This window comes from Microbacterium sp. GXS0129 (genome assembly GCF_044769785.1).
GTDB lineage: Bacteria > Actinomycetota > Actinomycetes > Actinomycetales > Microbacteriaceae > Microbacterium > Microbacterium nymphoidis.
This window is the reverse complement of sequence record NZ_JBIZVZ010000002.1, coordinates 238341-258677: the sequence shown is the minus strand read 5'-3', so window position 1 is coordinate 258677 and position 20337 is coordinate 238341. Positions and strand designations below refer to the sequence as shown.

Annotated in this window: 20 protein-coding genes; 8 read left to right on the top strand and 12 right to left on the bottom strand. The window is 68.5% G+C overall.

The window, feature by feature from the left end:
• Window positions 1-111 precede the first annotated feature (111 nt).
• Window positions 112-948, top strand: a complete 837-nt coding sequence (locus ACIQJ5_RS07605; protein WP_231090101.1) for a Sir2 family NAD-dependent protein deacetylase — start codon at window positions 112-114, stop codon at window positions 946-948.
• Window positions 949-997: 49 nt separating this feature from the next.
• Window positions 998-1573, top strand: coding sequence for a histidine phosphatase family protein (locus tag ACIQJ5_RS07600; RefSeq protein WP_231090100.1), 576 nt, complete (start codon window positions 998-1000; stop codon window positions 1571-1573).
• A gap of 46 nt (window positions 1574-1619) precedes the next feature.
• Here the strand turns inward: ACIQJ5_RS07600 and ACIQJ5_RS07595 are convergent, their stop codons facing one another.
• From ACIQJ5_RS07595 to ACIQJ5_RS07575, 5 genes are read right to left on the bottom strand one after another with little or no spacing between them, the layout of a single operon-like run.
• Window positions 1620-2438 (bottom strand): HpcH/HpaI aldolase/citrate lyase family protein, encoded by an 819-nt coding sequence (locus tag ACIQJ5_RS07595; RefSeq protein ID WP_402842530.1) that lies wholly within the window; start codon window positions 2436-2438, stop codon window positions 1620-1622.
• The gene (locus tag ACIQJ5_RS07590; protein ID WP_231090096.1) at window positions 2435-2914 is read right to left on the bottom strand and encodes a MaoC family dehydratase; all 480 of its coding nucleotides are present in this window, start codon (window positions 2912-2914) and stop codon (window positions 2435-2437) included. Before ACIQJ5_RS07590 ends, ACIQJ5_RS07595 begins: the two co-directional genes overlap by 4 nt.
• Window positions 2911-4065: an acyl-CoA dehydrogenase family protein gene (locus ACIQJ5_RS07585; RefSeq protein WP_402842525.1), complete on the bottom strand. Its 1155-nt coding sequence runs from the start codon at window positions 4063-4065 to the stop codon at window positions 2911-2913. Before ACIQJ5_RS07585 ends, ACIQJ5_RS07590 begins: the two co-directional genes overlap by 4 nt.
• Window positions 4062-5987 (bottom strand): biotin carboxylase N-terminal domain-containing protein, encoded by a 1926-nt coding sequence (locus tag ACIQJ5_RS07580; RefSeq protein WP_231090092.1) that lies wholly within the window; start codon window positions 5985-5987, stop codon window positions 4062-4064. Before ACIQJ5_RS07580 ends, ACIQJ5_RS07585 begins: the two co-directional genes overlap by 4 nt.
• Window positions 5988-5992: 5 nt before the next feature.
• On the bottom strand, window positions 5993-7597 hold the full coding sequence (locus ACIQJ5_RS07575) for a carboxyl transferase domain-containing protein (RefSeq protein WP_402842521.1): 1605 nt from the start codon (window positions 7595-7597) through the stop codon (window positions 5993-5995).
• Between the two features lie 92 nt (window positions 7598-7689).
• Between ACIQJ5_RS07575 and ACIQJ5_RS07570 the strand changes: the two genes are divergently transcribed.
• On the top strand, window positions 7690-8307 hold the full coding sequence (locus ACIQJ5_RS07570) for a TetR/AcrR family transcriptional regulator (RefSeq protein ID WP_402842518.1): 618 nt from the start codon (window positions 7690-7692) through the stop codon (window positions 8305-8307).
• A gap of 9 nt (window positions 8308-8316) precedes the next feature.
• A complete protein-coding gene (locus ACIQJ5_RS07565; RefSeq protein ID WP_402842515.1) occupies window positions 8317-10056 on the top strand; it encodes an alkaline phosphatase family protein in 1740 nt (579 codons plus the stop codon).
• Window positions 10057-10091: 35 nt separating this feature from the next.
• On the opposite strand, the gene ACIQJ5_RS07560 is transcribed toward ACIQJ5_RS07565, so the two are convergent.
• From ACIQJ5_RS07560 to pdhA, 3 genes are read right to left on the bottom strand one after another with little or no spacing between them, the layout of a single operon-like run.
• Window positions 10092-11447: a dihydrolipoamide acetyltransferase family protein gene (locus tag ACIQJ5_RS07560; protein WP_402842512.1), complete on the bottom strand. Its 1356-nt coding sequence runs from the start codon at window positions 11445-11447 to the stop codon at window positions 10092-10094.
• On the bottom strand, window positions 11444-12454 hold the full coding sequence (locus ACIQJ5_RS07555) for an alpha-ketoacid dehydrogenase subunit beta (protein ID WP_402842509.1): 1011 nt from the start codon (window positions 12452-12454) through the stop codon (window positions 11444-11446). The genes ACIQJ5_RS07560 and ACIQJ5_RS07555 overlap by 4 nt, the downstream gene beginning before the upstream one ends.
• A complete protein-coding gene (gene pdhA, locus ACIQJ5_RS07550) occupies window positions 12451-13569 on the bottom strand; it encodes a pyruvate dehydrogenase (acetyl-transferring) E1 component subunit alpha (protein WP_402842506.1) in 1119 nt (372 codons plus the stop codon). Before pdhA ends, ACIQJ5_RS07555 begins: the two co-directional genes overlap by 4 nt.
• A 165-nt stretch (window positions 13570-13734) precedes the next feature.
• On the opposite strand from pdhA, the gene ACIQJ5_RS07545 reads away from it, so the two are divergent.
• Window positions 13735-14208, top strand: coding sequence for an Lrp/AsnC family transcriptional regulator (locus tag ACIQJ5_RS07545; protein ID WP_231090078.1), 474 nt, complete (start codon window positions 13735-13737; stop codon window positions 14206-14208).
• 2 nt (window positions 14209-14210) lie between these two features.
• On the opposite strand, the gene ACIQJ5_RS07540 is transcribed toward ACIQJ5_RS07545, so the two are convergent.
• Window positions 14211-15086 (bottom strand): alpha/beta fold hydrolase, encoded by an 876-nt coding sequence (locus ACIQJ5_RS07540; protein ID WP_231090077.1) that lies wholly within the window; start codon window positions 15084-15086, stop codon window positions 14211-14213.
• 67 nt (window positions 15087-15153) lie between these two features.
• Here ACIQJ5_RS07540 and ACIQJ5_RS07535 point away from each other — a divergent pair, with 67 nt between their 5' ends.
• Complete coding sequence (locus tag ACIQJ5_RS07535; protein WP_402842501.1) at window positions 15154-15849, top strand: alpha/beta fold hydrolase; 696 nt, start codon at window positions 15154-15156, stop codon at window positions 15847-15849.
• Window positions 15850-15935: 86 nt separating this feature from the next.
• Here the strand turns inward: ACIQJ5_RS07535 and ACIQJ5_RS07530 are convergent, their stop codons facing one another.
• The 3 genes from ACIQJ5_RS07530 to glgA all read right to left on the bottom strand — a co-directional run bounded on the left by ACIQJ5_RS07530 (window position 15936) and on the right by glgA (window position 18256).
• Window positions 15936-16184: a type B 50S ribosomal protein L31 gene (locus ACIQJ5_RS07530; RefSeq protein WP_231090074.1), complete on the bottom strand. Its 249-nt coding sequence runs from the start codon at window positions 16182-16184 to the stop codon at window positions 15936-15938.
• Between the two features lie 83 nt (window positions 16185-16267).
• Complete coding sequence (locus ACIQJ5_RS07525) at window positions 16268-17050, bottom strand: ABC transporter ATP-binding protein (RefSeq protein ID WP_402842496.1); 783 nt, start codon at window positions 17048-17050, stop codon at window positions 16268-16270.
• Window positions 17051-17059: 9 nt separating this feature from the next.
• Complete coding sequence (glgA, locus tag ACIQJ5_RS07520; protein WP_402842493.1) at window positions 17060-18256, bottom strand: glycogen synthase; 1197 nt, start codon at window positions 18254-18256, stop codon at window positions 17060-17062.
• Window positions 18257-18302: 46 nt separating this feature from the next.
• Here glgA and ACIQJ5_RS07515 point away from each other — a divergent pair, with 46 nt between their 5' ends.
• Together ACIQJ5_RS07515 and serB are read left to right on the top strand one after the other, a co-directional pair.
• The gene (locus ACIQJ5_RS07515) at window positions 18303-19547 is read left to right on the top strand and encodes a glucose-1-phosphate adenylyltransferase (RefSeq protein WP_231090067.1); all 1245 of its coding nucleotides are present in this window, start codon (window positions 18303-18305) and stop codon (window positions 19545-19547) included.
• Between the two features lie 104 nt (window positions 19548-19651).
• Window positions 19652-20275 carry a phosphoserine phosphatase SerB gene (serB, locus tag ACIQJ5_RS07510; protein WP_402842489.1) on the top strand — a complete coding sequence of 208 codons (624 nt, stop codon included), beginning with the start codon at window positions 19652-19654 and terminating at the stop codon, window positions 20273-20275.
• Window positions 20276-20337 lie beyond the last annotated feature (62 nt).

The following is a 20337-nucleotide window of genomic DNA, read 5'->3' as shown; positions in this document are numbered from 1 at the left end:
TGACGGATGAGCAGTGAGGCCGTGGGCGATGTTCGCTCACGGCCTCACTCGTCATCGCACGGGTAACGCTGCAACCGCCGCGTGCCGGATCTACGCGCCTAGGCTGAAGATGTGAACGCTGCTTCCTTCTCGGTCGCCGACATCTTCCGCGCGGCCGACCTCCTCGCCGGCCACCGCATCGCGATCATCACGGGAGCCGGCATCTCCACGGAGTCGGGAATCCCCGACTATCGCGGTGAAGGCGCTCCGGTACGCACGCCGATGACTCACGAACGATTCCTCGCTCAGGACGATGCGGATCGCCGTCGCTACTGGGCCGGAGGCGAACTGGGCTGGAAGGACTTCTCCACCCGCTCACCGAACGCCGGTCACCGTGCGGTCGCCCGTCTGGAGAACGACGGACTCGCCACCGGTGTGGTGACGCAGAACGTCGACGGATTGCACCAGGCGGCGGGAAGTCGTCGCGTCGTGGAACTACACGGGACCGGTCGCCGCGTGCGATGCCTCACCTGCGGCCAGGTGTTCGATCGCCGCGCGGTGTCAGCGCGCATTCTTCGTGACAATCCGTTCTTCGACGCGAGCACGAACGTCACGCTCGGACCAGACGGCGATGCCATCCCGACTGACACCACCGACTTCGTGGTCCCGGACTGCACGGTGTGCGGCGGGCTCCTCCGTCCGGATGTGGTGTTCTTCGGAGAGTTCGTCCCCGCCGAGACGTTCCGCCTCGCCGCGGGGATCGTGGCTGCTGCGGATGCCGTGCTGGTGGCCGGCTCCTCCCTCGTGGTCAACTCGGCGACGCGTCTGCTGGAGCGCGCGCGACGGCGGAACCTGCCGCTGGTCATCGTGAATCGCGGTCGGACGCGGTGGGACGACCGCGCGTCTCTGAAGCTGGACGGCGCGACCGGTGAGGTGCTCCCGGCTCTGGCACAGGCCCTCCTGGACTGAGGGGCCGGTCCGGGGCGGAGTCACAGCGAGGGCGCGTTACGCTCACACGGTGACTCTCATCACTCTCGTGCGCCACGGCCAGACCGACTGGAATCTCGCCCGCCGTATCCAGGGCTCAACGGACATCCCTTTGAACGACACCGGTCGCCGCCAGGCCCGTGAGGCAGCGGCAGAGCTGGCGATCCCGGACCCGGTCCTCCTCGTCTCCAGTGACCTGTCCCGCGCGGAAGAGACCGCTCGCATCATCGGCGAGGCGCGAAGCTGGGGCGGGCCGCAGACGTTCGCGGCATTGCGTGAGCGCAACTACGGCGTGGCGGAGGGCATGACCGACACCGAGCTCGTGACGCGGTTCGGCTCGTGGCACACGGCGGAGATCCCCGAGGCCGAGCCACGCGAGCAGGTTGCTGAACGGGCGCTGCGTGCGCTGCTCGAGATCGCCGAGGGAGTGGATGCGGAGACCCACGTCGTCGCCGTATCGCACGGGGGTGTGATCGGATCGCTGCTGCGGCATCTGACGGGAGAGCCGTTGCCGGGCCTGCGCATCGCCAACGGCTCGGCACACACGCTGCGCATCCAGGGCGGAGTCGCGCTCGTGCACGAACCGCATCTGCTACCCGTCGGCTGAGCGCGGCGCACCACACCCGGCTCAGGATCTGCTCCGGCCGAAGTTCTCACTCCCCTGCTCGGCGCAGCACCTCGCGTGCCTGGCGGAGCACCGGCTCATCCACCATGCGCCCATCGAATCGGAAAGCGCCGGCTTCGGCGTCCGCCGCCTCCAGCACCCGCCGTGCGGCGTCGATGTCCGCGTCCGCCGGACGGTAGGCCCGGCGCACCACCTCCACCTGCGACGGGTGGATGCACGCCGTGGCGGAGAATCCGCTCGCGGCCGCGTCGCGGCACTCCGCTTCCAAGACGGGGAGATCGGGGATGTCGACGTGGACGGCGTCGATCGCTCGCCGTTCATACGCGCCCGCAGCCAGCAGCACACGGGATCGAGCGTGTCGGGCCACATCGCGATAGCCGCCGTCGGCTCGTCGGCTTGATGATCCGCCGAGCGAGGCGATCAGATCCTCGGCGCCCCACATGAGAGCGACCACATTGGGGTGGGCGGCTATTGCATCGGCTGCGATCACACCGCGCGCCGTCTCACACAACGCGATGATGCTCAAGCCGTCTCCGATTTCATCCAGCTGTGCTGCGGATTCGGTCTTGGCGAGCATCACGGTGCGAAACGGGCTCCGGCGTACCGCAGCGAGGTCGTCCCGGAAGTACCCGGTATCCGCCGCGTTCACGCGGACGATGACCCGATTCGGATCCAGCTCCGCGGAGCTCATCCGGAGACGGGCTTCGTGCTTCCCCGCGGGCAGGACGGCGTCTTCCAGATCCAGGATGACGGCATCCGACCGATCCAGCGCCTTGCTGAAGCGGTCGGGGCGGTCTGCCGGACAGAACAGGAGCGCCGGGCCGTTGCTGAGGACGTCGCCGCTCATGCCGCGTCCCGCATCCGTACGAGCACGGTGCGCGTCGCTCGGGCCACCACGACACCGTCCTGATTCGTGCCGGTGTGCTCGATGCTCACCACTCCCTGCCCCGGACGTGATGCCGAGGGACGCTTGCTGACGACAAGTGAGGAGACGCTGAGCGTATCTCCGGCGAACAGCGGCGCGGGGAAGACGATGTCACTGAGGCCCACCTGTGCGATGAGCGTGCCCTGCGTCAGCTGGGTCACGCTGAGCCCGACCATGGTCGACAGCGTCCACATGGAGTTGATCAGCCGCTGACCGAACCCACTCTCGCCCGCCGTCTGCGCGTCGAGGTGCAGAGCCTGCGTGTTCATGGTCAGCGTCGTGAACAGCACGTTGTCAGCCTCCGTGGCCGTCCGGCCCGGCCGATGGACGTAGCGGACGCCTTCCTCGAACTCCTCGAAGAAGAGACCACGCTGCTCGATGATGCGCTCCTCGGTCACGATGCCACCCCGAGCGCCCGGGCGATGATGAGCAACTGCACCTCGCTGGTGCCCTCACCGATCTCCAGGATCTTCGAATCACGGTAGTGGCGTGCCACCGGGTACTCGTTCATGAAGCCGTTGCCGCCGAACAGCTGCGTCGCATCGCGCGCGTTGTCCATTGCGGCCTCGCTGGAGACGAGCTTGGCGATAGCCGCCTCCTCGCTGAACGGCCGCCCGGCGTCTCGCAGTCGCGCCGCGTGCTGCCACGCGAGGCGGGACGTGTGCACGCGGGTCCGCATCCGCGCGAGCAGGAACTGCACGTGCTGCCGGGTGGAGAGCGCGGAGCCGAACACGTTGCGCTTGCCCACATAGTCGATGGCAGCCTCGAGGCACCCCTCGGCGGCCCCCGTTCCCAGGGCCGCGATCGCGATGCGTCCTTCGTCGAGAATCTCCAGGAAGTTGCGGAACCCCCGTCCGCGTTCGCCGAGGAGGTTGCCCTCCGGGACGCGCGCGGAGACGAACGTCAGGGGGTGCGTGTCGGACGCGTGCCAGCCGACCTTGTCGTACGCCGGTTCCACGGTGAAGCCCGGGGTCCCGTTCGGCACGATGATCGTGGAGATCTCGCGCTTCCCGTTGGGGGTGGTGCCGGTCACCGCGGTGACCGTGACGAAGCGGGTGATCGCGGTGCCGGAGTTGGTGATGAACTGCTTGCTGCCGTCGATCACCCACTCCCCTCCCTCGACGCGCGCCGTGGTGCGCGTCGCGCCGGCGTCGGAGCCGGCTTCGGGCTCGGTCAGCCCGAAGCCCGCGAGCGCCCGTCCGGCGAGCAGGTCAGGCAGAAGTTCTGCCCGCTGGTCCGGCGTGCCGAACTTGAAGACGGGCATGGCTCCCAGGCTCACGCCCGCCTCCAGCGTGATCGCCAGCGACTGATCTGCGCGTGCGATCGCCTCGATCGCCAAGCCGAGCGCGAAGTAGCTGCCGCCCTGACCGCCCACATCCTCCGGGAACGGGAGACCGAACAGGCCGAGCTCTCCCATCGCCGCCACCACATCGAGCGGCAGCGTGTGGGTCCGATCGGCCTCGTAGGATGCCGGCGCGACGACCTCCTCGGCGAATGCCCGCACCAGCCCGGCGAGCTCGCGCTCCTCCTCGGTCAACTCCATGGTCATGCGGACTCCTCTGATTGCTGGTGACTGAAGTGGGCGACGATCTGATCACGGCGCACGTGGTCGCCCACACGCGCGTCGACGGTGACGGTCCCGTCGGCCGGAGCGAGCACCGGGTGCTCCATCTTCATCGCCTCGATCACGACCACCCGCTCCCCTGCGGCGATGACGCCTCCCGGGTGGACCGCCACCACGTTTCCCGGCATGGGAGCCTTGAGCGCCGGATCGACGGATCCGGGCGCTCGATCACGCTCGCTGCGCGTCTTCTCCCCCAGCTCCCGTCGCCCGATCGGCTGGAACCGCGCGGTGGTCCCGTCGGCGTACGCCCACACACCGCCCTCCGCGTCCGTCGCGAAGGCGGCGCTCGCGGGAGCTGCGGTGTCGAGCGGGACGGTGTGAACCTCGCCGTCATCCGCGATGAGGGTGACCGCGCCCCGGTGCTCCGGAAGACCGAGCCGGAAGCCGCTCAGCGCCCGCCACGGGCCGGCGGGGGCGAGCTCGGCCTGCGATGGCACGGCCGCCGCAGCAGCCCGCAGCACATCGAGCGTGGGTGCCGGGTCGCGGTACGCAGGTAGACGGTCGATGAGTCCCGTATCCATGTCGCCCGCGCGCACGCGTTCATCGTTCAGGAGTGAGCGGAGGAAGCCGATGTTGGAGTCGACCCCGAGCAGCACCGTGTCCGCCAGCGCATCGCTCAGGCGCGCCACGGCCGCTTCCCGGTCTGCGGCCCAGGCGATCACCTTGGCGATCATGGGGTCGTAGTCGGCCGTCACCGCGGATCCGGTCTCCACGGCGGAGTCCGTCCGGACGTGCTCCGCGGTACGCCACAGCAGAACGTCGCCCGTGGCCGGGAGGAAGCCACGGGCCGGGGACTCGGCGTACACACGCGCTTCCACGGCGTGGCCGGTGAGCACGACGTCGTCCTGAGCGAGCGGCAGCGGCTCGCCTGCTGCGACGCGAAGCTGGATGTCGACGAGATCGAGCCCGGTGACCATCTCGGTGACGGGGTGCTCGACCTGCAGACGTGTGTTCATCTCGATGAAGAAGAACTCCTCCGGACGATCAGCGGCGACCAGGAACTCCACCGTTCCGGCGCCCACGTAGTCGACGCTGGCGGCCGCACGACAGGCAGCGGCGCCGATGCGCTCCCGCGTGGCGTCGTCGATCAGCGGTGAGGGCGCTTCTTCCACCACCTTCTGATGCCGGCGCTGGAGCGTGCACTCGCGTTCGCCGAGGTGGATGACGTTGCCCTGCCGGTCGGCGAAGATCTGGACCTCGATGTGCCGTGGCCGCTCGATGAGACGCTCCAGCAGCAGTGAATCGTCCCCAAACGACGCGGCGGCCACACGGCGTGCAGTCACCAGGGCGTCCTCCAGCTCCGCTGCGTCCCGCACCACCTGCATACCCTTGCCCCCGCCGCCCGCGGACGGCTTCACCAGCAGGGGGAAGCCGACGTCGAGTGCCCGGACACGGATCTCCTCGTCGTCGAGCCCTCGTGCGCTGAAGCCCGGCACCGTGGGAACGCCGGAGGCGGCGACGTGCTCCTTCGCACGGATCTTGTCCCCCATCACGTCCAGCGCCTCCTCGCCGGGGCCGATGAACACCAGCCCCGCCGCAGCGCATGCGTGCCCGAAGGCGACATTCTCGGAGAGGAAGCCGTAGCCCGGATGGATCGCCTCGGCACCGCTGGCACGCGCCGCCGCGATCACGGCATCGATGTCGAGATAGCTTTCCGCAGCAGGGGCGGGACCGAGGCGCACAGCGGCATCGGCTTCGTGCACGTGCGGGGCCATCGCGTCCGCATCACTGTAGACGGCGACGGAGCGAATGCCCAGGCGCCGCAGCGTGCGGATGACCCGGCGCGCGATCTCACCGCGGTTGGCGACGAGTACCGTGCGAAACGGTGGAGTGGTCAGCGTCATCATGGTCGTCACATCCGGAAGAGGCCGAAGCGGCTGTCGGCGAAGGGAACTCGCCCCACGACATCGAGCGCCAGCCCGAGCAGGTCACGGGTCTGGAGGGGATCGACGATGCCGTCGTCCCAGAGTCGCGCAGTGGCGTAGACGGGGTTGCCCTGGCGTTCGTACTGCTCACGCACGGGTGCGCGGAACGTTTCCTCCTCCTGGGTGGGCCATTCCCCGCCGCCGGCCTCGATCTGGTCGCGTTTGACCGTGGAGAGAACCCGCGCCGCCTGCTCCCCGCCCATCACGGAGATCCGGCTGCCGGGCCACGCCCAGAGGAAGCGTGGCGAATAGCCCCGGCCGCTCATCGCGTAGTTGCCTGCACCGAAGGAGCCTCCGACGATCACCGTCAGACGCGGCACCCGGCAGGTCGCGATAGCGGTGACCATCTTCGCTCCGTCTTTGGCGATTCCGCCTGCTTCGGCGTCTCGGCCCACCATGAACCCGGTGATGTTCTGCAGGAACAGCAGTGGGATGCCCCGTTGATCGCACAGTTCCACGAAGTGGGCTCCCTTGAGAGCCGAATCGCTGAGAAGCACGCCGTGGTTGGCGACGATGCCGACAGGGTGGCCATGGATGTGAGCCCATCCGGTGACCAGCGTCGTGCCGTACTCGCTCTTGAACTCCGTGAATTCCGAGCCGTCCACCAGGCGGGCGATGACCTCGCGGGGGTCGTACGGCTGATTGACATCCACCGGGACCACTCCATACAGCTCCTGTGCGTCCACCTCCGGATCCCGGGGAGCCGACACCTCCCAGGCGAGCGGAGCGGGCGGCGGTAGCGTCGCGACGATGTCGCGGACGATCTCCAGCGCATGGTCATCGTCGTCGGCGAGGTGATCCACCACCCCGGAGCGCCGCGCATGAACCTCTCCGCCGCCGAGCTCCTCCGCGGTCACGGTCTCACCGATCGCCGCCTTCACGAGCGGCGGGCCGCCCAGGAAGATCGTCCCCTGCCCGCGCACGATCACCGTTTCGTCGCTCATCGCCGGCACGTACGCGCCACCCGCCGTGCTCGAGCCCAGTACAGCAGCGATCTGCGGGATGCGCTGCGCGCTCATTCGTGCCTGGTTGTAGAAGATCCGACCGAAATGGTCCCGGTCGGGGAACACCTCGTCCTGCTGGGGCAGGAAGGCACCCCCGGAGTCGACGAGCGAGATCACCGGGAGCCGGTTCTCCTCAGCGATCTCCTGCGCGCGCAGGTGCTTCTTCACCGTCAGCGGGTAGTACGTGCCGCCTTTCACCGTGGCGTCGTTGGCGATCACCATCACGTGCCGACCGTGGACCAGCCCGATCCCCGCCACGACCCCCGCGGACGCGGCCTGACCGTCGTACAGCCCCTCGGCAGCCAGCGCACCGATCTCCAGGAACGGGCTGTCCACGTCGAGCAGTCGATCGATGCGATCGCGGACGAGGAGCTTGCCGCGCGAGAGATGTTTCTCCCGCGCTGCCTCCGAGCCGCCGCGCGCCACGCGGGCGAGCCGTGCGGCGAGATCGTTGCGCAGTGCCTGCTGGGCCGCGGCGTTCTCCTGGAACGCCTGATCGTGAACCACTGCGCTGGTGAGCCGGGTCATGTGTCCTCGCGATCGTGGCTGGGCTGCCGGTGTCGGTGGGATTTGAGTTAATGTTCACTAACTGGAATGAACGGTAACGCGGAAGATGCACGATGACAAGACCCACCACGCACCGCGATCGCGCCAAGGCCGAGCGGCGGGCCTCGCTCGTTGAGGCCGCCGCACGATTGTTCGCCGAGAACGGCTACGCCGCTGTCACCATCGAGCAGCTGGGCAGCGCCGTCGGCATCAGTGGTCCGGCGGTCTACCGACACTTCTCCGGCAAGCAGGCGGTGCTCGAAGAGCTGCTCGTCGGCGTGAGCAGCCGCCTGCGCCAGGGAGGCCGCGCCGTGTGCACCGCGGGATCGGCGCCGGCGGACACCCTGCGAGCGCTGATCGCGTTTCACACCGACTTCGCCCTCACGGAGACCGATGTCATCCGTGTGCAGGACCGCGATCTACCCTCGCTTGCCCCCGTGGCACGTGACCGGGTCAGGGCATTGCAGCGCGGCTATGTGGATGATTGGGTTGCCGCGCTGCGCGCGTGCTCCCCGGCGTCCTCGGACGCCGTCGCCCGGCTGCGCGTACACGCCGTCTTCGGGTTGCTCAACTCCACGCCCCATGCCCTTCGGGGCTCCCGCGCCGATCAGGCCGTGGCGGCATCGGAACTGGAGGCTGCCGCCTGGGCGGCGCTCACCGTCCCCTCACCGGCCGTGGAGGGCGGCGCGTAGGCTCAGACCGTGCACGCGAACTCCTCCCCCACGTCGCCACAGAACGAGCCCGCTCCCCGAGCCCCGCGCGGAACGTCGCGGCGTCAGTTTCTCCGCGGCGGTGCGGTCGGCGTCGCGGGCGCGGCGCTCGGCGGCATCGGTGGCTACGCCTGGGGCGCACGCTCGACGGAGGAGACCTTCGCTCCGGAGGCCGCCGACCCCGCGCGTGCGTTCGATCACCTCGTCGTCCTCATGGGTGAGAACCGATCCTTCGACAACCTGCTCGGCTTGCTGTACGACCGGGAGTCACTGCCGTCGGGCAGCCGATTCAACGGGCTGGCTTTCGGCAGCTATGCCAACGTGGCGCCCGATGGTCGTCGGGTCGCCGCGCACGTCTACGCGGGGACCACCGATGAGGTGATGGGGATGCCGGCGCCGGACCCCGGAGAAGAGTATCCGCACGTCAACACACAGTTGTGGGGAGAGGTGCTCCCGGCGACAAACGCGACACTCGGTGTGGCGAAGATGACCAGTCCGTACAACCTCCCGCCGAACCCCGGTGTCCCGACGATGTCGGGGTTCATCACCGACTACGTCAACACCGCGACACGAGAGGTGGGATCGCCTCCCCCTCCCGAGGTGGTGGATCAGATCATGGGCGGGTTCTCCCCCGATATGCTGCCCGTGCTGTCCACGCTGGCGCGGGAATTCGCGGTGTTCGACAACTGGTTCGCGGCGGTGCCGACCCAGACGTACGCCAACCGCTCGTTCTTCCATGCGTCCACCTCGCACGGATTCGTCACCAACCACGGCGGTGGCTACCGCAAGTGGCTCGATGCGGACGCGGCACCCACGATCTTCAACCGCCTGGAGGAAGCCGGCCTGAGCTGGCGCATCTACTTCGACGAGGATCAGCTGCTCTCCCTGACTGGCTTTCTTCACGCACCCGCGCTGGAGCAGTACTGGAAGAGCGCCCACTTCGCCGTGATGAGCGACTTCTACACGGATGCTGCGCAGGGGACGCTGCCGGCGTACGCCTTCATCGAGCCGCGCATGATCTACAACCACAACGACTTCCACCCGCCCTTCGGGGAATACCGCACCGTGCAGGCCGACGACACCACACTCGTCGACTCCGCGGTGTCCGACGTACGCGCGGGCGAGGCGCTCGTCGCCGACGTCTACAACGCCGTGCGAACGGGGGCGACAGCTCACGGATCCAACGCCACGAACACGGCGCTGCTCATCACGTTCGACGAACATGGGGGCACCTACGACCACGTTCCGCCCCCGGCGGCGGTCCCGCCTGACGGTCCGGCTGCGACGGAGATGGACTTCGCCTTCGATCGCCTCGGGCTCCGCGTCCCGGCGATCCTGGTCTCGGCGTACACCGCGGCCGGCACCATCGTGAACGAGGAGATGCATCACGCCGCCGTGATCGCGACGCTCTGCCATCAGCACGGTCTGGCTCCGCTCACCGATCGGGATGCGGACGCGCGTGATCTCCGCGAAGCGCTGAACCTCTCCACCCCGCGCGACCCCGCCACCTGGCCCTCCGTGGTTCCGATGTGGACCCCGCCCAACCCGGACGCCACGCTGGATGCCGCAACGATGAAGTCCAGCAAGACGGCGCTCACGCCGCCCGCACGAGGACTGCTGGGCCTGCTGATGGAACGCGAGGGACTCGGCGACGGCAGCGCGCCGCGAACCTATGCCGACGCCTTCGCGCTGCTCGAACGGCACGGACACGGGCTGTTCGGGGACCGCTAGGACGGGCCGCGGACGACTCGTCCGCGGCCCGTCGATCAGGCGACGAGAAGCGCTCGCGCGGGATCTTCCAGGATCCGCGCCACGTCGACCAGGAACCGCGCCCCCTGTTCGCCATCGACCAGACGGTGGTCGAAGGAGAGGCTCAGGGTCATCACCTCGCGCAGTGCGACCTCACCCCCGTGTTCCCAGGGCCGCCGCAGTGCTGCGCCCACGGCGAGGATTCCGGCCTCCCCGGGGTTGAGGATCGGAGTGCCGGCCTCGATGCCGAAGGTCCCGATGTTCGTGATGGAGAACGTGCCGCCGGACATGTCGGCCGGCGCCGTGCGCCCCTCACGTGCGGTGGCTGCCAGATCCCGGATCGCGTCGGACAGAGCCGGCAGGCCGAGTGAACCGGCGTCCCGGATCACCGGGACCACCAGCCCGCGGGGCGTCGCCGCTGCGATTCCCAGGTTGATGCGCCGAGGCTGAACGATCTCCTGCGCTTCCTCGTCCCAGCGCGAGTTGAGCTCCGGGGTGCGACGCAGGGCGAGCGAGACCGCCTTCGCGACCACGGCGAGCGGGCCGATGCGGTGCTGCGCGAACTCGCGGTCGTCGCGGAGCCGGCGGACGAGTGCCATCGTCTCCGTGACATCCACCGTGTGGAAACACGTGACGTGAGGCGCCGTGAAGGCGCTGCGCACCATCGCGGCCGCCGTGTGCTTGCGAACGCCGCGGATCGGGATCCGGACCTCATCCGGTGACTCCGCAGCCTCGGACGGGCGCCGGTCGCTCGTGTTCGACACGGCCGCGGCGACGTCATCCCGGGTGATCAGGCCCCCGGGACCGGTGCCGCTGAGCTGAGTGAGGTCGACACCGAGGTCGCGGGCGAGCTTGCGCACCGGAGGAGTGGAACGCGGCCGCTCGGCCCGGTCCGTGCCGGGCTGCGGTTCCCGTGACGTGGGCGCCGGCGTGGGAATCGTCGCCGTGGCTGCGGATGTCCCGTCGCCGCCACCACGCCGTTTGCGGGCAGGTCGCGCCTTACTGGATGGTGCGGCGCCGTATCCCACGAGGTTCGGTGGGACCACCTCGTCCGCCGGCTCGTCCGGCGTCTCCTCCGTACCGGGCCCGTGAGCGACCGCGTGGTCGCCGGCGGCCTCGCGAGCGCCGTCTCCGGTGTCGAAGGAGATCAGCACCGACCCCACCTCGACCACAGTGCCTGCCTCAGCATGGAGTGCGGCGACGGTGCCGGCATAAGGCGATGGAAGATCCACCACCGCCTTCGCGGTCTCGACCTCCGCGATGGGCTGGTTGATGGTGACGGTGTCGCCCACCGCGACGTGCCATTGGATGAGCTCCGCCTCGGGAAGGCCCTCCCCGAGATCAGGGAGGCGGAAGTCGGTGGTCGCGGTCACAGGGCGACCCCCGTCAGGCTGTTCGGGCGCCCAAGAGCGCGATCGACACCGTCGAGGATGCGATCCAGGTCCGGGATGTGGCTGTGCTCCAGCTTGGAGGGCGGGTAGGGCACGTCGTGCCCGGTCACACGCACCGGGGCCGACTCCAGGTACTCGAAGTCGCGTTCGGTGACCGAGGCGACGATCTCGGCGCCCACGCCCGCTTCACGTCCGGCCTCGTGGGTCACCACCAGGCGCCCCGTACGCCGCACCGATGCGTCGACCGTGTCGTAGTCGATCGGAGAGATCGACCGCAGATCGATCACCTCGATCGACACCCCCTCGTCCTCCGCAGCGACCGCGGCGTCCAAGGCGGTTCGCACCTGCCCGCCGTAGGTCACCAGTGTGACGTCCGTCCCCGGGCGGGCCACGCGCGCCAGCCCCATCGGCGCAGCATCGGCGAGGTTCGCGTCGAGATCGACCTCGCCCTTCGTGTGGTAGAGCCGCTTCGGCTCCAGGAACACGACGGGGTCGTCGCTCGCGATCGCCTGCTGCAGCATCACGTACGCGTCCTGGGGGTCAGAGACCGCAACCACGCGGAGCCCGGCGGTGTGGACGAAGTACGCCTCCGGCGACTCCGAGTGATGTTCCGCCGCGCCCACGCCGCCCGCCCAGGGCACCCGGATGGTCAGGGGCATCTTCACCCGGCCCAACGTCCGGTAGTGCAGCTTCGCCACCTGGCACACCAGCTGGTCGAACGCCGGATACATGAAGCCGTCGAACTGGATCTCCACGACGGGACGGAACCCGCGCATCGCCAGTCCCACCGCAGTGCCCATGATCCCGGCCTCAGCCAGCGGGGTGTCGATCACGCGCTTCGCACCGAACTCGTCCAGCAGGCCCTCGGTGATACGGAACACTCCGCCCAGACGCCCGACGTCCTCCCCCATCACGAGGACGCGCTCGTCGCGGCGCATCGCCGTGTGGAGGGCCGCGCTGAGCGATTTGCCCATCGTCATGGCGGTCATCGCGCATCCTCCTCGAAGCCGGCCAGGTAAGCGGCGAACTGGGCGCGCTGTCGCTCCAGTGCGGAGTGCGGCTCGGCGTACACGTGGTCGAAGACCTCGATCGGAGCGCGGTTCGCGATGCTCAGGCAGGCGGCTCGCACCTCCGCGCCGAGGGCGTCCGCCTGCGCCGCGACCTCGGCCGCGAACGCATCGTCGAACTCGCCGATCGAGCGGAGGAACGTCTCAACGCGGGCAAGGGGATCCCGCGTGCGCCACAGGTCCAGCTCCGCCTCGTCCCGGTACTTCGTGGGGTCATCGGACGTGGTGTGGGGACCCATGCGATAGGTGACGGCCTCGATGAAGACGGGCCCCTGTCCGGAGCGTGCCTGGCTGAGAGCCCAGCGCATCGCCGCGAAGCACGCCAGCACGTCGTTGCCGTCCACACGAACGCTGGGAATGCCGAACCCGGGAGCTCGCCCCGCGATCGGCGCCGCAGCCTGAACCCCAACCGGCTCGGAGATGGCCCACTGGTTGTTCTGGCACACGAAGACGACCGGCGCGCCGAACGAGGCCGCGAAGACCATGGCCTCGTTGACGTCTCCCTGGCTCGTGGCGCCGTCACCGAAGTACGCCACGGCGACCTGATCCTGGCCGTCGCGCTGGATGCCCATCGCGTAGCCCACGGCGTGCAGCGTCTGCGCACCGATGATGATCTGCATCGTCGCCGTATTGATCTCATAGGGGTCGTAGGTGGAGTTGCGCTCACCGCGCCAGGTGTTCACCAGGTCGCTCGCCGTGGCACCGCGCGCGTACACCACGCCGAGCTCCCGGTAGCTGGGAAACACGAAGTCATCGCTGCGCAGAGCGCGAGCGGTCCCCAGCTGCGCAGCCTCCTGACCGAGGCTCGGTGCCCAGAGCCCGAGCTGGCCTTGACGCTGAAGCGAGAATCCCTCGCTGTCGATGCGGCGAACCAGAGTCATGTCACGGTAGAGCTCGCGCAGGTCCTTCGCGGTGAGATCCGCCACGTACGAATCCAGGTCGACATCCGTCACCCGAGCGCCTTGCGCGGTGATGAGCGTATGAATGCGCCCGGTTCCCGTGGCGGGATCGGCCGCTGCTCCCAGCGTGTACACCATTGTGTGCCTCCTTCGCGCTTCGCCTCGTGAGCTCTGCGCGTCGACCGGCGACATTGCCGGATTGGGGCCAGCGTAGGCGCGCTCATCACCTCGCTCAACCAGATGTGACAGGCATGAGCAACATGCGCCATGCGCGCGATCTGAATCCTGCTAATCTTGCGCACTATGACAACTCTGGACCGCACCGATCTGGAACTGCTGGCTGCGCTGTCGGATGAGCCCCGTGCCACCGTCGTGGCCCTCGCGGATCGGCTGGGGCTCTCGCGGAACACCGTTCAGGCCCGCATGACGCGATTGGAGCGGGGCGGGGTCTTCCTGTCCTTCCAGCGCTCGATCTCCTCGACGGCGCTCGGCTTTCCGCTGGAGGCGGTGGTGAGCGTCGGCGTACGTCAGAGCGAACTCCCCCGGATCATCTCCGAGATCGCGCGCATTCCCGAAGTGGTCCAGGGTCATGGGCTCAGCGGCCAGGTGGATCTGCTGATCCGCGTCGCCTGTCGCGACGCGCGGCACCTGTTCGACACGGACGCGCGCATCCTCGCCATCGAAGGCGTCGAGCGCACGGAGACCTCTCTCGTCATGGGCGAGGTGATCCCCTATCGCCTGGGCGGTCTGATGGAGCTCGCCCGCCGCGACGCCTGAGGTCAGGGAAGCGCCAGGAACTCCCGAATCGCCCGAGCCGCCGGCTCCGGGGTCTCGTAGTGGATCAGGTGCCCGACGTCGGGGATCTCGACGAGGCGGGCATCGGGGAACATCCTCACCAGCTCCCGTTCCTTCTCGATCGGGGTGATGTCGTCGCGCTGTGCGGCGACGAGCAGCGTGGGCACCGAGATGCGGGCCGCCGACTCCCGCACGTCGTGGGACACGCTCGTGACGAATGCATCGTGCAGCTGAGAGCGGTCCGCGAACGAGGAGAAGTACGTGTCGTGCTGATCGTGGATGAACCGTCGCAGTCCCGGATCGCGGGTCTTGGCCATCGTGATGCTCATGACCCGCACGATCAGGCGAGAGCGCAGCAGCCAGGTGCCGAGACGAGCCGGGAGGTGCGCACCGGCCCAGTAGTAGAACACGGCGAGCCGCGTCATGATCCCCCGTGGCCCTTCCAGAGCGGGAGCGCCGATCGGGTTGACCAGGATGAGGTGCGGTGTGCGCAGGCCTCGTGCGACAGCGGCGGACACCACGATGGATCCGAACGAGTGCCCGAGGATCACCGCTCCGGGTGCGACGCGCGCGAAGTCCAGCAACCAGTCCACGTAGGCATCGAGATCATGACGGCGACCCGGCAGCGGAGCCGTTTCTCCGAAGCCGGGAAGATCCGGTGCGATGAAGCGGACGCGTGGCAGCTGCGCGAACACGGGCTCCAGCCCGTGGTGCTCCCCGCGAAAGCCGTGCACGGCGATGATCGTCGTGTCCGCATCATCGGGCCCATAGGTCCAGTACGCGGTGATCCCGCCTGCCGCCGGCGCCTCGTGCCGGGTCACAGGGATGCGGGCGAGCTGTGCGGCGTACGGGGAGGACACGCTGTCGATCCTATCGACGGCACCTGCGCGACTCCCGGATGTCGGTGACCCACGGTAGCGTGCCGGCATGGACGCGATTCTGGTACCGGGCATCTGGCTCGACGAACGCTCGTGGGACCCGGTGGTCCCCGCTCTACAGGAAGCGGGTCTCGCCCCGCGACCGCTCACCATGCCCGGCACCGGGCGGCCCGCCGAGGAGGTCGCGGACATCGGGATCGATGATTGGGTCGCCACCGTCGTCGCCGCGATCGACGCCTCTGATCAGCCCGTTGTTCTGGTGGGTCACTCCGGCGGCGGCAACGTCGTGTGGGGTGCGGCCGACCGGCGCCCCGAGCGCATCGCACGGGTGGTCTTCGTGGACACCGTCCCTCCGGCGCCGGAGCGTGGAATCAGCGACTTCGCGGTTGTGGACGGCCTGATTCCCTTCCCGGGCTGGGACTTCTTCCCTGAAGAGGACGTCTACGACCTCACACCCGAGCACCGCGCGGCCGCTTCCGGCCTCGTGGGCTCCATTCCGCCGCGGGTGCCCACCGACCCGCTGGCGCTGACCGACGAGAGGCGACACCGGATTCCGGTCACCCTCCTGATGGGCTCGCTGGACGAAGAGACGCTGGAGGGCATGCTCGCCGAGTGGGGAGCGTACGCCGATGAGTACACCGCGATCGACGATCGCACCGTGGTCAAGCTGGGGACAGCGCACTGGCCGCAGTTCTCCGCCCCGGAGCGCCTCAGCGCGGCGCTCGTCGCCGCGATCCGCGCGTAATCGCCCCAGACGCCTCACGGCAGACGACGCTCCCACGGCAAACGACGAAAGGCCCGACCGGATGGTCGGGCCCTTCGTCGCGGCGATTACTTGCCGAAGTTCTTGAAGCGCTGGTTGAACTTCTCGACGCGACCGGCCGAGTCCATGATGCGCTGCTTGCCCGTGTAGAACGGGTGCGAAGCCGACGAGATTTCCACGTCGATGACCGGGTACTCGACACCGTCGAGCTCGATCGTCTTGTCCGAGGACACGGTCGAACGGGTGAGGAAGGTCTCGCCCGAACCCAGGTCGCGGAAAACGACGGGCTTGTAGTCGGGGTGGATGTCAGTCTTCATTGGATTCCTTGCGGGATGGGATGTGTGCGGAAGAAAAGTCTGTGGCGACGAGCGCCAAAGATCGAGTCTATCAGACTCAGGGCTCAGCTTGCCCGAGCGGCGTAGCGCCCCTCAGAGGACGTGAGCCGGATCGGCAGGCCGAATGTCTCACTGAGGTTAGCCTCGGTGAGGACCTCCGTGATGGGCCCCTGCGCCACGGCACGGCCATCGCGCAGTAGCAGGGCGTGGGTGAAGCCGACGGGGATCTCCTCGACGTGATGGGTGACCATCACCATCGCGGGAGTCATCGGCTCCTGGGCGTAACGAGACAGCAGCGCGAGAAGCTCCTCACGAGCCCCGAGGTCGAGGCTGGCGGTGGGCTCATCGAGCAGCAGCATCTCCGGATCCGTCATGGCCGCGCGAGCGATCTGGACGCGCTTCTGCTCGCCGTCGCTCAGCGTGCCGAAAGCGCGGTCGGCCAGAGCCGACAGCTTCCAGTCGGCCAGCACCTCCTCGGCACGATCCGTGTCCATGCCGTCATACTGCTCGTTCCAGCGTCCGAGTACCGAGTACGCGGCCGTCATCACGACGTTGCGGACCGTCTCGTCACCGGGGATCCGCCGCGCCATCGCCGTGGAGGCGAAGCCGATGCGAGGACGGATCTCGAACACGTCCGAACGCCCAAGGGTCTCCCCGAGCACGTCCACCTCACCGGTGGTGGGGTGATCGACGGTGGCGGCCATGCGCAGGATGGTCGTCTTGCCGGCGCCGTTCGGGCCGAGCACCACCCAGCGCTCATCCTCTTCGACGGACCAGTCGAAAGCGTCGACGATGTGACGACCATTGCGACGCACGACGACGTCACGGAATTCGAGAACGCGGGACATGCTGTCAGCCTATCGGCTGGCGGCGATGACCTCCGCGTACAGCGCCCGCGTTTCGGCGGCGATCTGCGCCCAGCTGAAGCTCTCGGTCGCGCGCTTGCGCCCGGCCTCGCCGTAGGCGCGGGCGGTGTCGGGGTCTGACACGACCTCTGTCAGCACGCGCGCGAGGTCCGCCACGTAGCGTTCCGGATCCACCGGCGTGCCCGTGCCGTCCTGCACCTGCTCGATCGGCACCAGCCTCCCGGTCACGCCGTCGACGACGACCTCCGGGATTCCGCCGGTCGCGGCCCCGACCACCGCCGCCCCACAAGCCATCGCCTCCAGGTTGACGATGCCGAGGGGTTCGTACACGGACGGGCACACGAAGGTGGTGGCACTGGTCAGAATCGCGCACAACTCGTCACGTGGAAGCATGTCCTCGATCCACACCACGCCTTCACGCGTCTCGCGGAGACCAGCGACAAGTTCGCGCACCTCGTCCATGATCTCCGGCGTGTCCGGAGCCCCGGCGCACAGCACCACCTGGACGTCTTCCGGCAGCTGGGCCACGGCGCGCAGCAGATACGGCAGGCCCTTCTGACGGGTGATGCGACCCACGAAGACGACGGACGGGCGGGACGGGTCGATCCCGTACCGCGCGAGGACGGCGGCATCGTCGACGGGGCGCCAGGCGTCCACGTCGATGCCGTTGTAGATGACCCGGACCTTGGCCGGATCCAGCGCCGGGTAGGAGCGCAGGATGTCCTGGCGCATGCCTTCGCTTACGGCGATGACCGCGGCCGCACCTTCCATCGCGGTCTTCTCGATGTAGCTGGACACCGCATACCCGCCGCCGAGCTGCTCGGCCTTCCACGGGCGCAGCGGCTCGAGGCTGTGCGCGGTGGTGACGTGCGGGATGCCGTGCAGGAGCCCGGCGATGTGACCCGCGAAGCCCGCGTACCAGGTGTGGGAATGCACCAAATCCGCGCCGGCGACGCCACCCACGATCTCGAGGTCAACGCCGAGTGTCTGGATCGCGGCGTTCGCGTCTGCGAGTTCCACCGGCGTGTCGTACGAGGTGGTGTCGGGCTCTGTCCGCGGCGCGCCGAACGCCCGCACCTGGACCTCGGTTCCGCCCTCTCGCAGCGATTTCACCAGCTCGGTGGCATGTACCCCCGCGCCTCCGTAAATGGCGGGCGGGTACTCCTTCGTCACAATGTCGACGCGCATGGGAGGAACGCTAGTACAGACCGGCCCCAACCCCTAGGTTGGTGTCATGCCAGCAGCTCCAAAGGTATTGGGAATTGTCCTCGCCGGTGGTGAAGGGAAGCGGCTGATGCCGCTCACCGCCGATCGGGCGAAGCCCGCGGTGCCGTTCGGCGGTCAATACCGCCTGATCGACTTCGCCATCTCCAACCTCATCAACTCCGGCCTGCGCCAGATCGTCGTGCTGACGCAGTACAAGTCGCATAGTCTCGATCGCCACATCTCCCAGACGTGGCGGATGTCGGCGCTGCTGAACTCGTACGTCGCGTCCGTGCCCGCTCAGCAGCGTCTCGGGAAACGGTGGTTCACCGGGTCCGCCGACGCCATCCTGCAGAGCCTGAACCTCATCAACGACGAGAAGCCGGACATCGTCGTCGTGATCGGCGCTGATCACGTCTACCGCATGGACTTCCGGCAGATGCTCGATGCTCATATCGCATCGGGAGCGCGAGCCACCGTGGCCGGCATCCGCCAGCCCATCGCGCTGGCCAATCAGTTCGGTGTGATCGACGTGGAGCCCGAGCAGAACGACCGCATCCGCGAGTTCCTGGAGAAGCCCAACGACGCTGTCGGGCTCGCAGACTCGCCGGGTGAGGTGCTCGCCTCGATGGGCAACTACATCTTCGATGCCGATGCGCTCGTCGAAGCAGTCGAGGCCGATGGCGAGGACACCACCTCAGGCCACGACATGGGCGGCGACATCATTCCCTACTTCGTCAACCGCGGCGAAGCCGGCGTCTACGACATGGTGCGCAACGAGGTGCCGGGATCCACACCGCGCGATCGGTGGTACTGGCGCGATGTGGGTACCATCGACTCCTTCTTCGATGCGCACATGGACCTCATCGCCACACTGCCCATCTTCAACCTGTACAACACCGAGTGGCCCATCTATGCGCAGGCCCTGAACTCCCCGCCCGCGAAGTTCGTGCGCGACGGCGTCGGCCGGATCGGCAATGCCATCGACTCGATCGTCTCGCTGGGGTCCGTGCTGTCGGGAACGCACCTGGAACGCAGCGTGGTCGGGCCGTGGACGCTCGCCGGAGGCGGGTCCACGATCACCGACTCCGTGCTGTTCGACCGGGTGGAGGTGGGGCTGGGCGCGCGCGTGAACCGCGCGATCCTGGACAAGAATGTCGTGCTGGAAGACGGCGCCACGGTCGGTGTTGATCGGGAGCGGGATCTGGCCCGGGGCTTCACCGTGACCGACAGCGGGCTCACCGTGGTCGGCAAGGGCGTTCGCGTCACGCGCTGACGCACGCCAGGGCGGGGAGAGCGCGGAGCGCTCTGCCCGCCCTTCGTCGTTCACGGGCCGTCATGCAGCCGTGGCCCTCCCACCGGTGCCGATAGGCTCGCCCTATGCCGCGTGTTCTGGTCGTCCTCGATGCCGATTCCACTCTCATCCGCAACGAGGTGATCGAGCTCATCGCAGACGAAGCCGGCCGTGGAGCCGAGGTCGCCGCTGCCACGGAGGCGGCCATGCGCGGCGAGGTGGACTTCGCCGCCAGCCTGCGCTCGCGCGTTGAGCAGCTCGCTGGCGTCCCGGTCGCGGCGTTCGAGCGCGTGCTGGCCCGTATCGAGCCCACGCCCGGCGTGCGGGAGCTGATCGGTGCGGTGCACGAGCGTGGCGGTGTCGTCGGGGTGGTCTCCGGCGGGTTCCACGAGATCCTCGACCATGTCGCTCCGGCGCTCGGTGTGGACGTCTGGCGTGCGAATCGCCTGGTGGCCCACGACAACACCCTCACCGGCGAGGTGGACGGCCCCATCGTCGATGCGCAGGCGAAGGCGGACGGACTGCGCGCGTGGGCGGCCGAATACGGCTGCGACCTCACCATCGCGATCGGAGACGGGGCGAACGATCTGCTCATGATGGCGGCTGCGGACCTCGGCCTCGCCTTCAACGCGAAGCCGCGCGTGCGCGCGGAGGCGGACCTCGTCATCGGCCCGGTATCGCTCGCCGAAGTGATTCCGCTCCTACCCTGACCTCGTCAAAGCGCGCAGATGGCTCCAGAACCGGGTGTTCTGGAGCCATCTGCGCGCTATGA

Excerpts from the sequence above, each read along its gene's own strand:
- ACIQJ5_RS07585 (WP_402842525.1), bottom strand. The coding sequence starts at position 4,065 with ATGACCATGGAGTTGACCGAGGAGGAGCGCGAGCTCGCCGGGCTGGTG.
- ACIQJ5_RS07515 (WP_231090067.1), top strand. The coding sequence starts at position 18,303 with ATGCCAGCAGCTCCAAAGGTATTGGGAATTGTCCTCGCCGGTGGTGAA.
- ACIQJ5_RS07535 (WP_402842501.1), top strand. The coding sequence starts at position 15,154 with ATGGACGCGATTCTGGTACCGGGCATCTGGCTCGACGAACGCTCGTGG.
- ACIQJ5_RS07530 (WP_231090074.1), bottom strand. The coding sequence starts at position 16,184 with ATGAAGACTGACATCCACCCCGACTACAAGCCCGTCGTTTTCCGCGAC.
- ACIQJ5_RS07595 (WP_402842530.1), bottom strand. The coding sequence starts at position 2,438 with ATGAGCGGCGACGTCCTCAGCAACGGCCCGGCGCTCCTGTTCTGTCCG.
- ACIQJ5_RS07570 (WP_402842518.1), top strand. The coding sequence starts at position 7,690 with ATGACAAGACCCACCACGCACCGCGATCGCGCCAAGGCCGAGCGGCGG.
- ACIQJ5_RS07555 (WP_402842509.1), bottom strand. The coding sequence starts at position 12,454 with ATGACCGCCATGACGATGGGCAAATCGCTCAGCGCGGCCCTCCACACG.
- glgA (WP_402842493.1), bottom strand. The coding sequence starts at position 18,256 with ATGCGCGTCGACATTGTGACGAAGGAGTACCCGCCCGCCATTTACGGA.
- ACIQJ5_RS07575 (WP_402842521.1), bottom strand. The coding sequence starts at position 7,597 with ATGACCCGGCTCACCAGCGCAGTGGTTCACGATCAGGCGTTCCAGGAG.
- serB (WP_402842489.1), top strand. The coding sequence starts at position 19,652 with ATGCCGCGTGTTCTGGTCGTCCTCGATGCCGATTCCACTCTCATCCGC.
- pdhA (WP_402842506.1), bottom strand. The coding sequence starts at position 13,569 with ATGGTGTACACGCTGGGAGCAGCGGCCGATCCCGCCACGGGAACCGGG.
- ACIQJ5_RS07545 (WP_231090078.1), top strand. The coding sequence starts at position 13,735 with ATGACAACTCTGGACCGCACCGATCTGGAACTGCTGGCTGCGCTGTCG.
- ACIQJ5_RS07525 (WP_402842496.1), bottom strand. The coding sequence starts at position 17,050 with ATGTCCCGCGTTCTCGAATTCCGTGACGTCGTCGTGCGTCGCAATGGT.
- ACIQJ5_RS07580 (WP_231090092.1), bottom strand. The coding sequence starts at position 5,987 with ATGATGACGCTGACCACTCCACCGTTTCGCACGGTACTCGTCGCCAAC.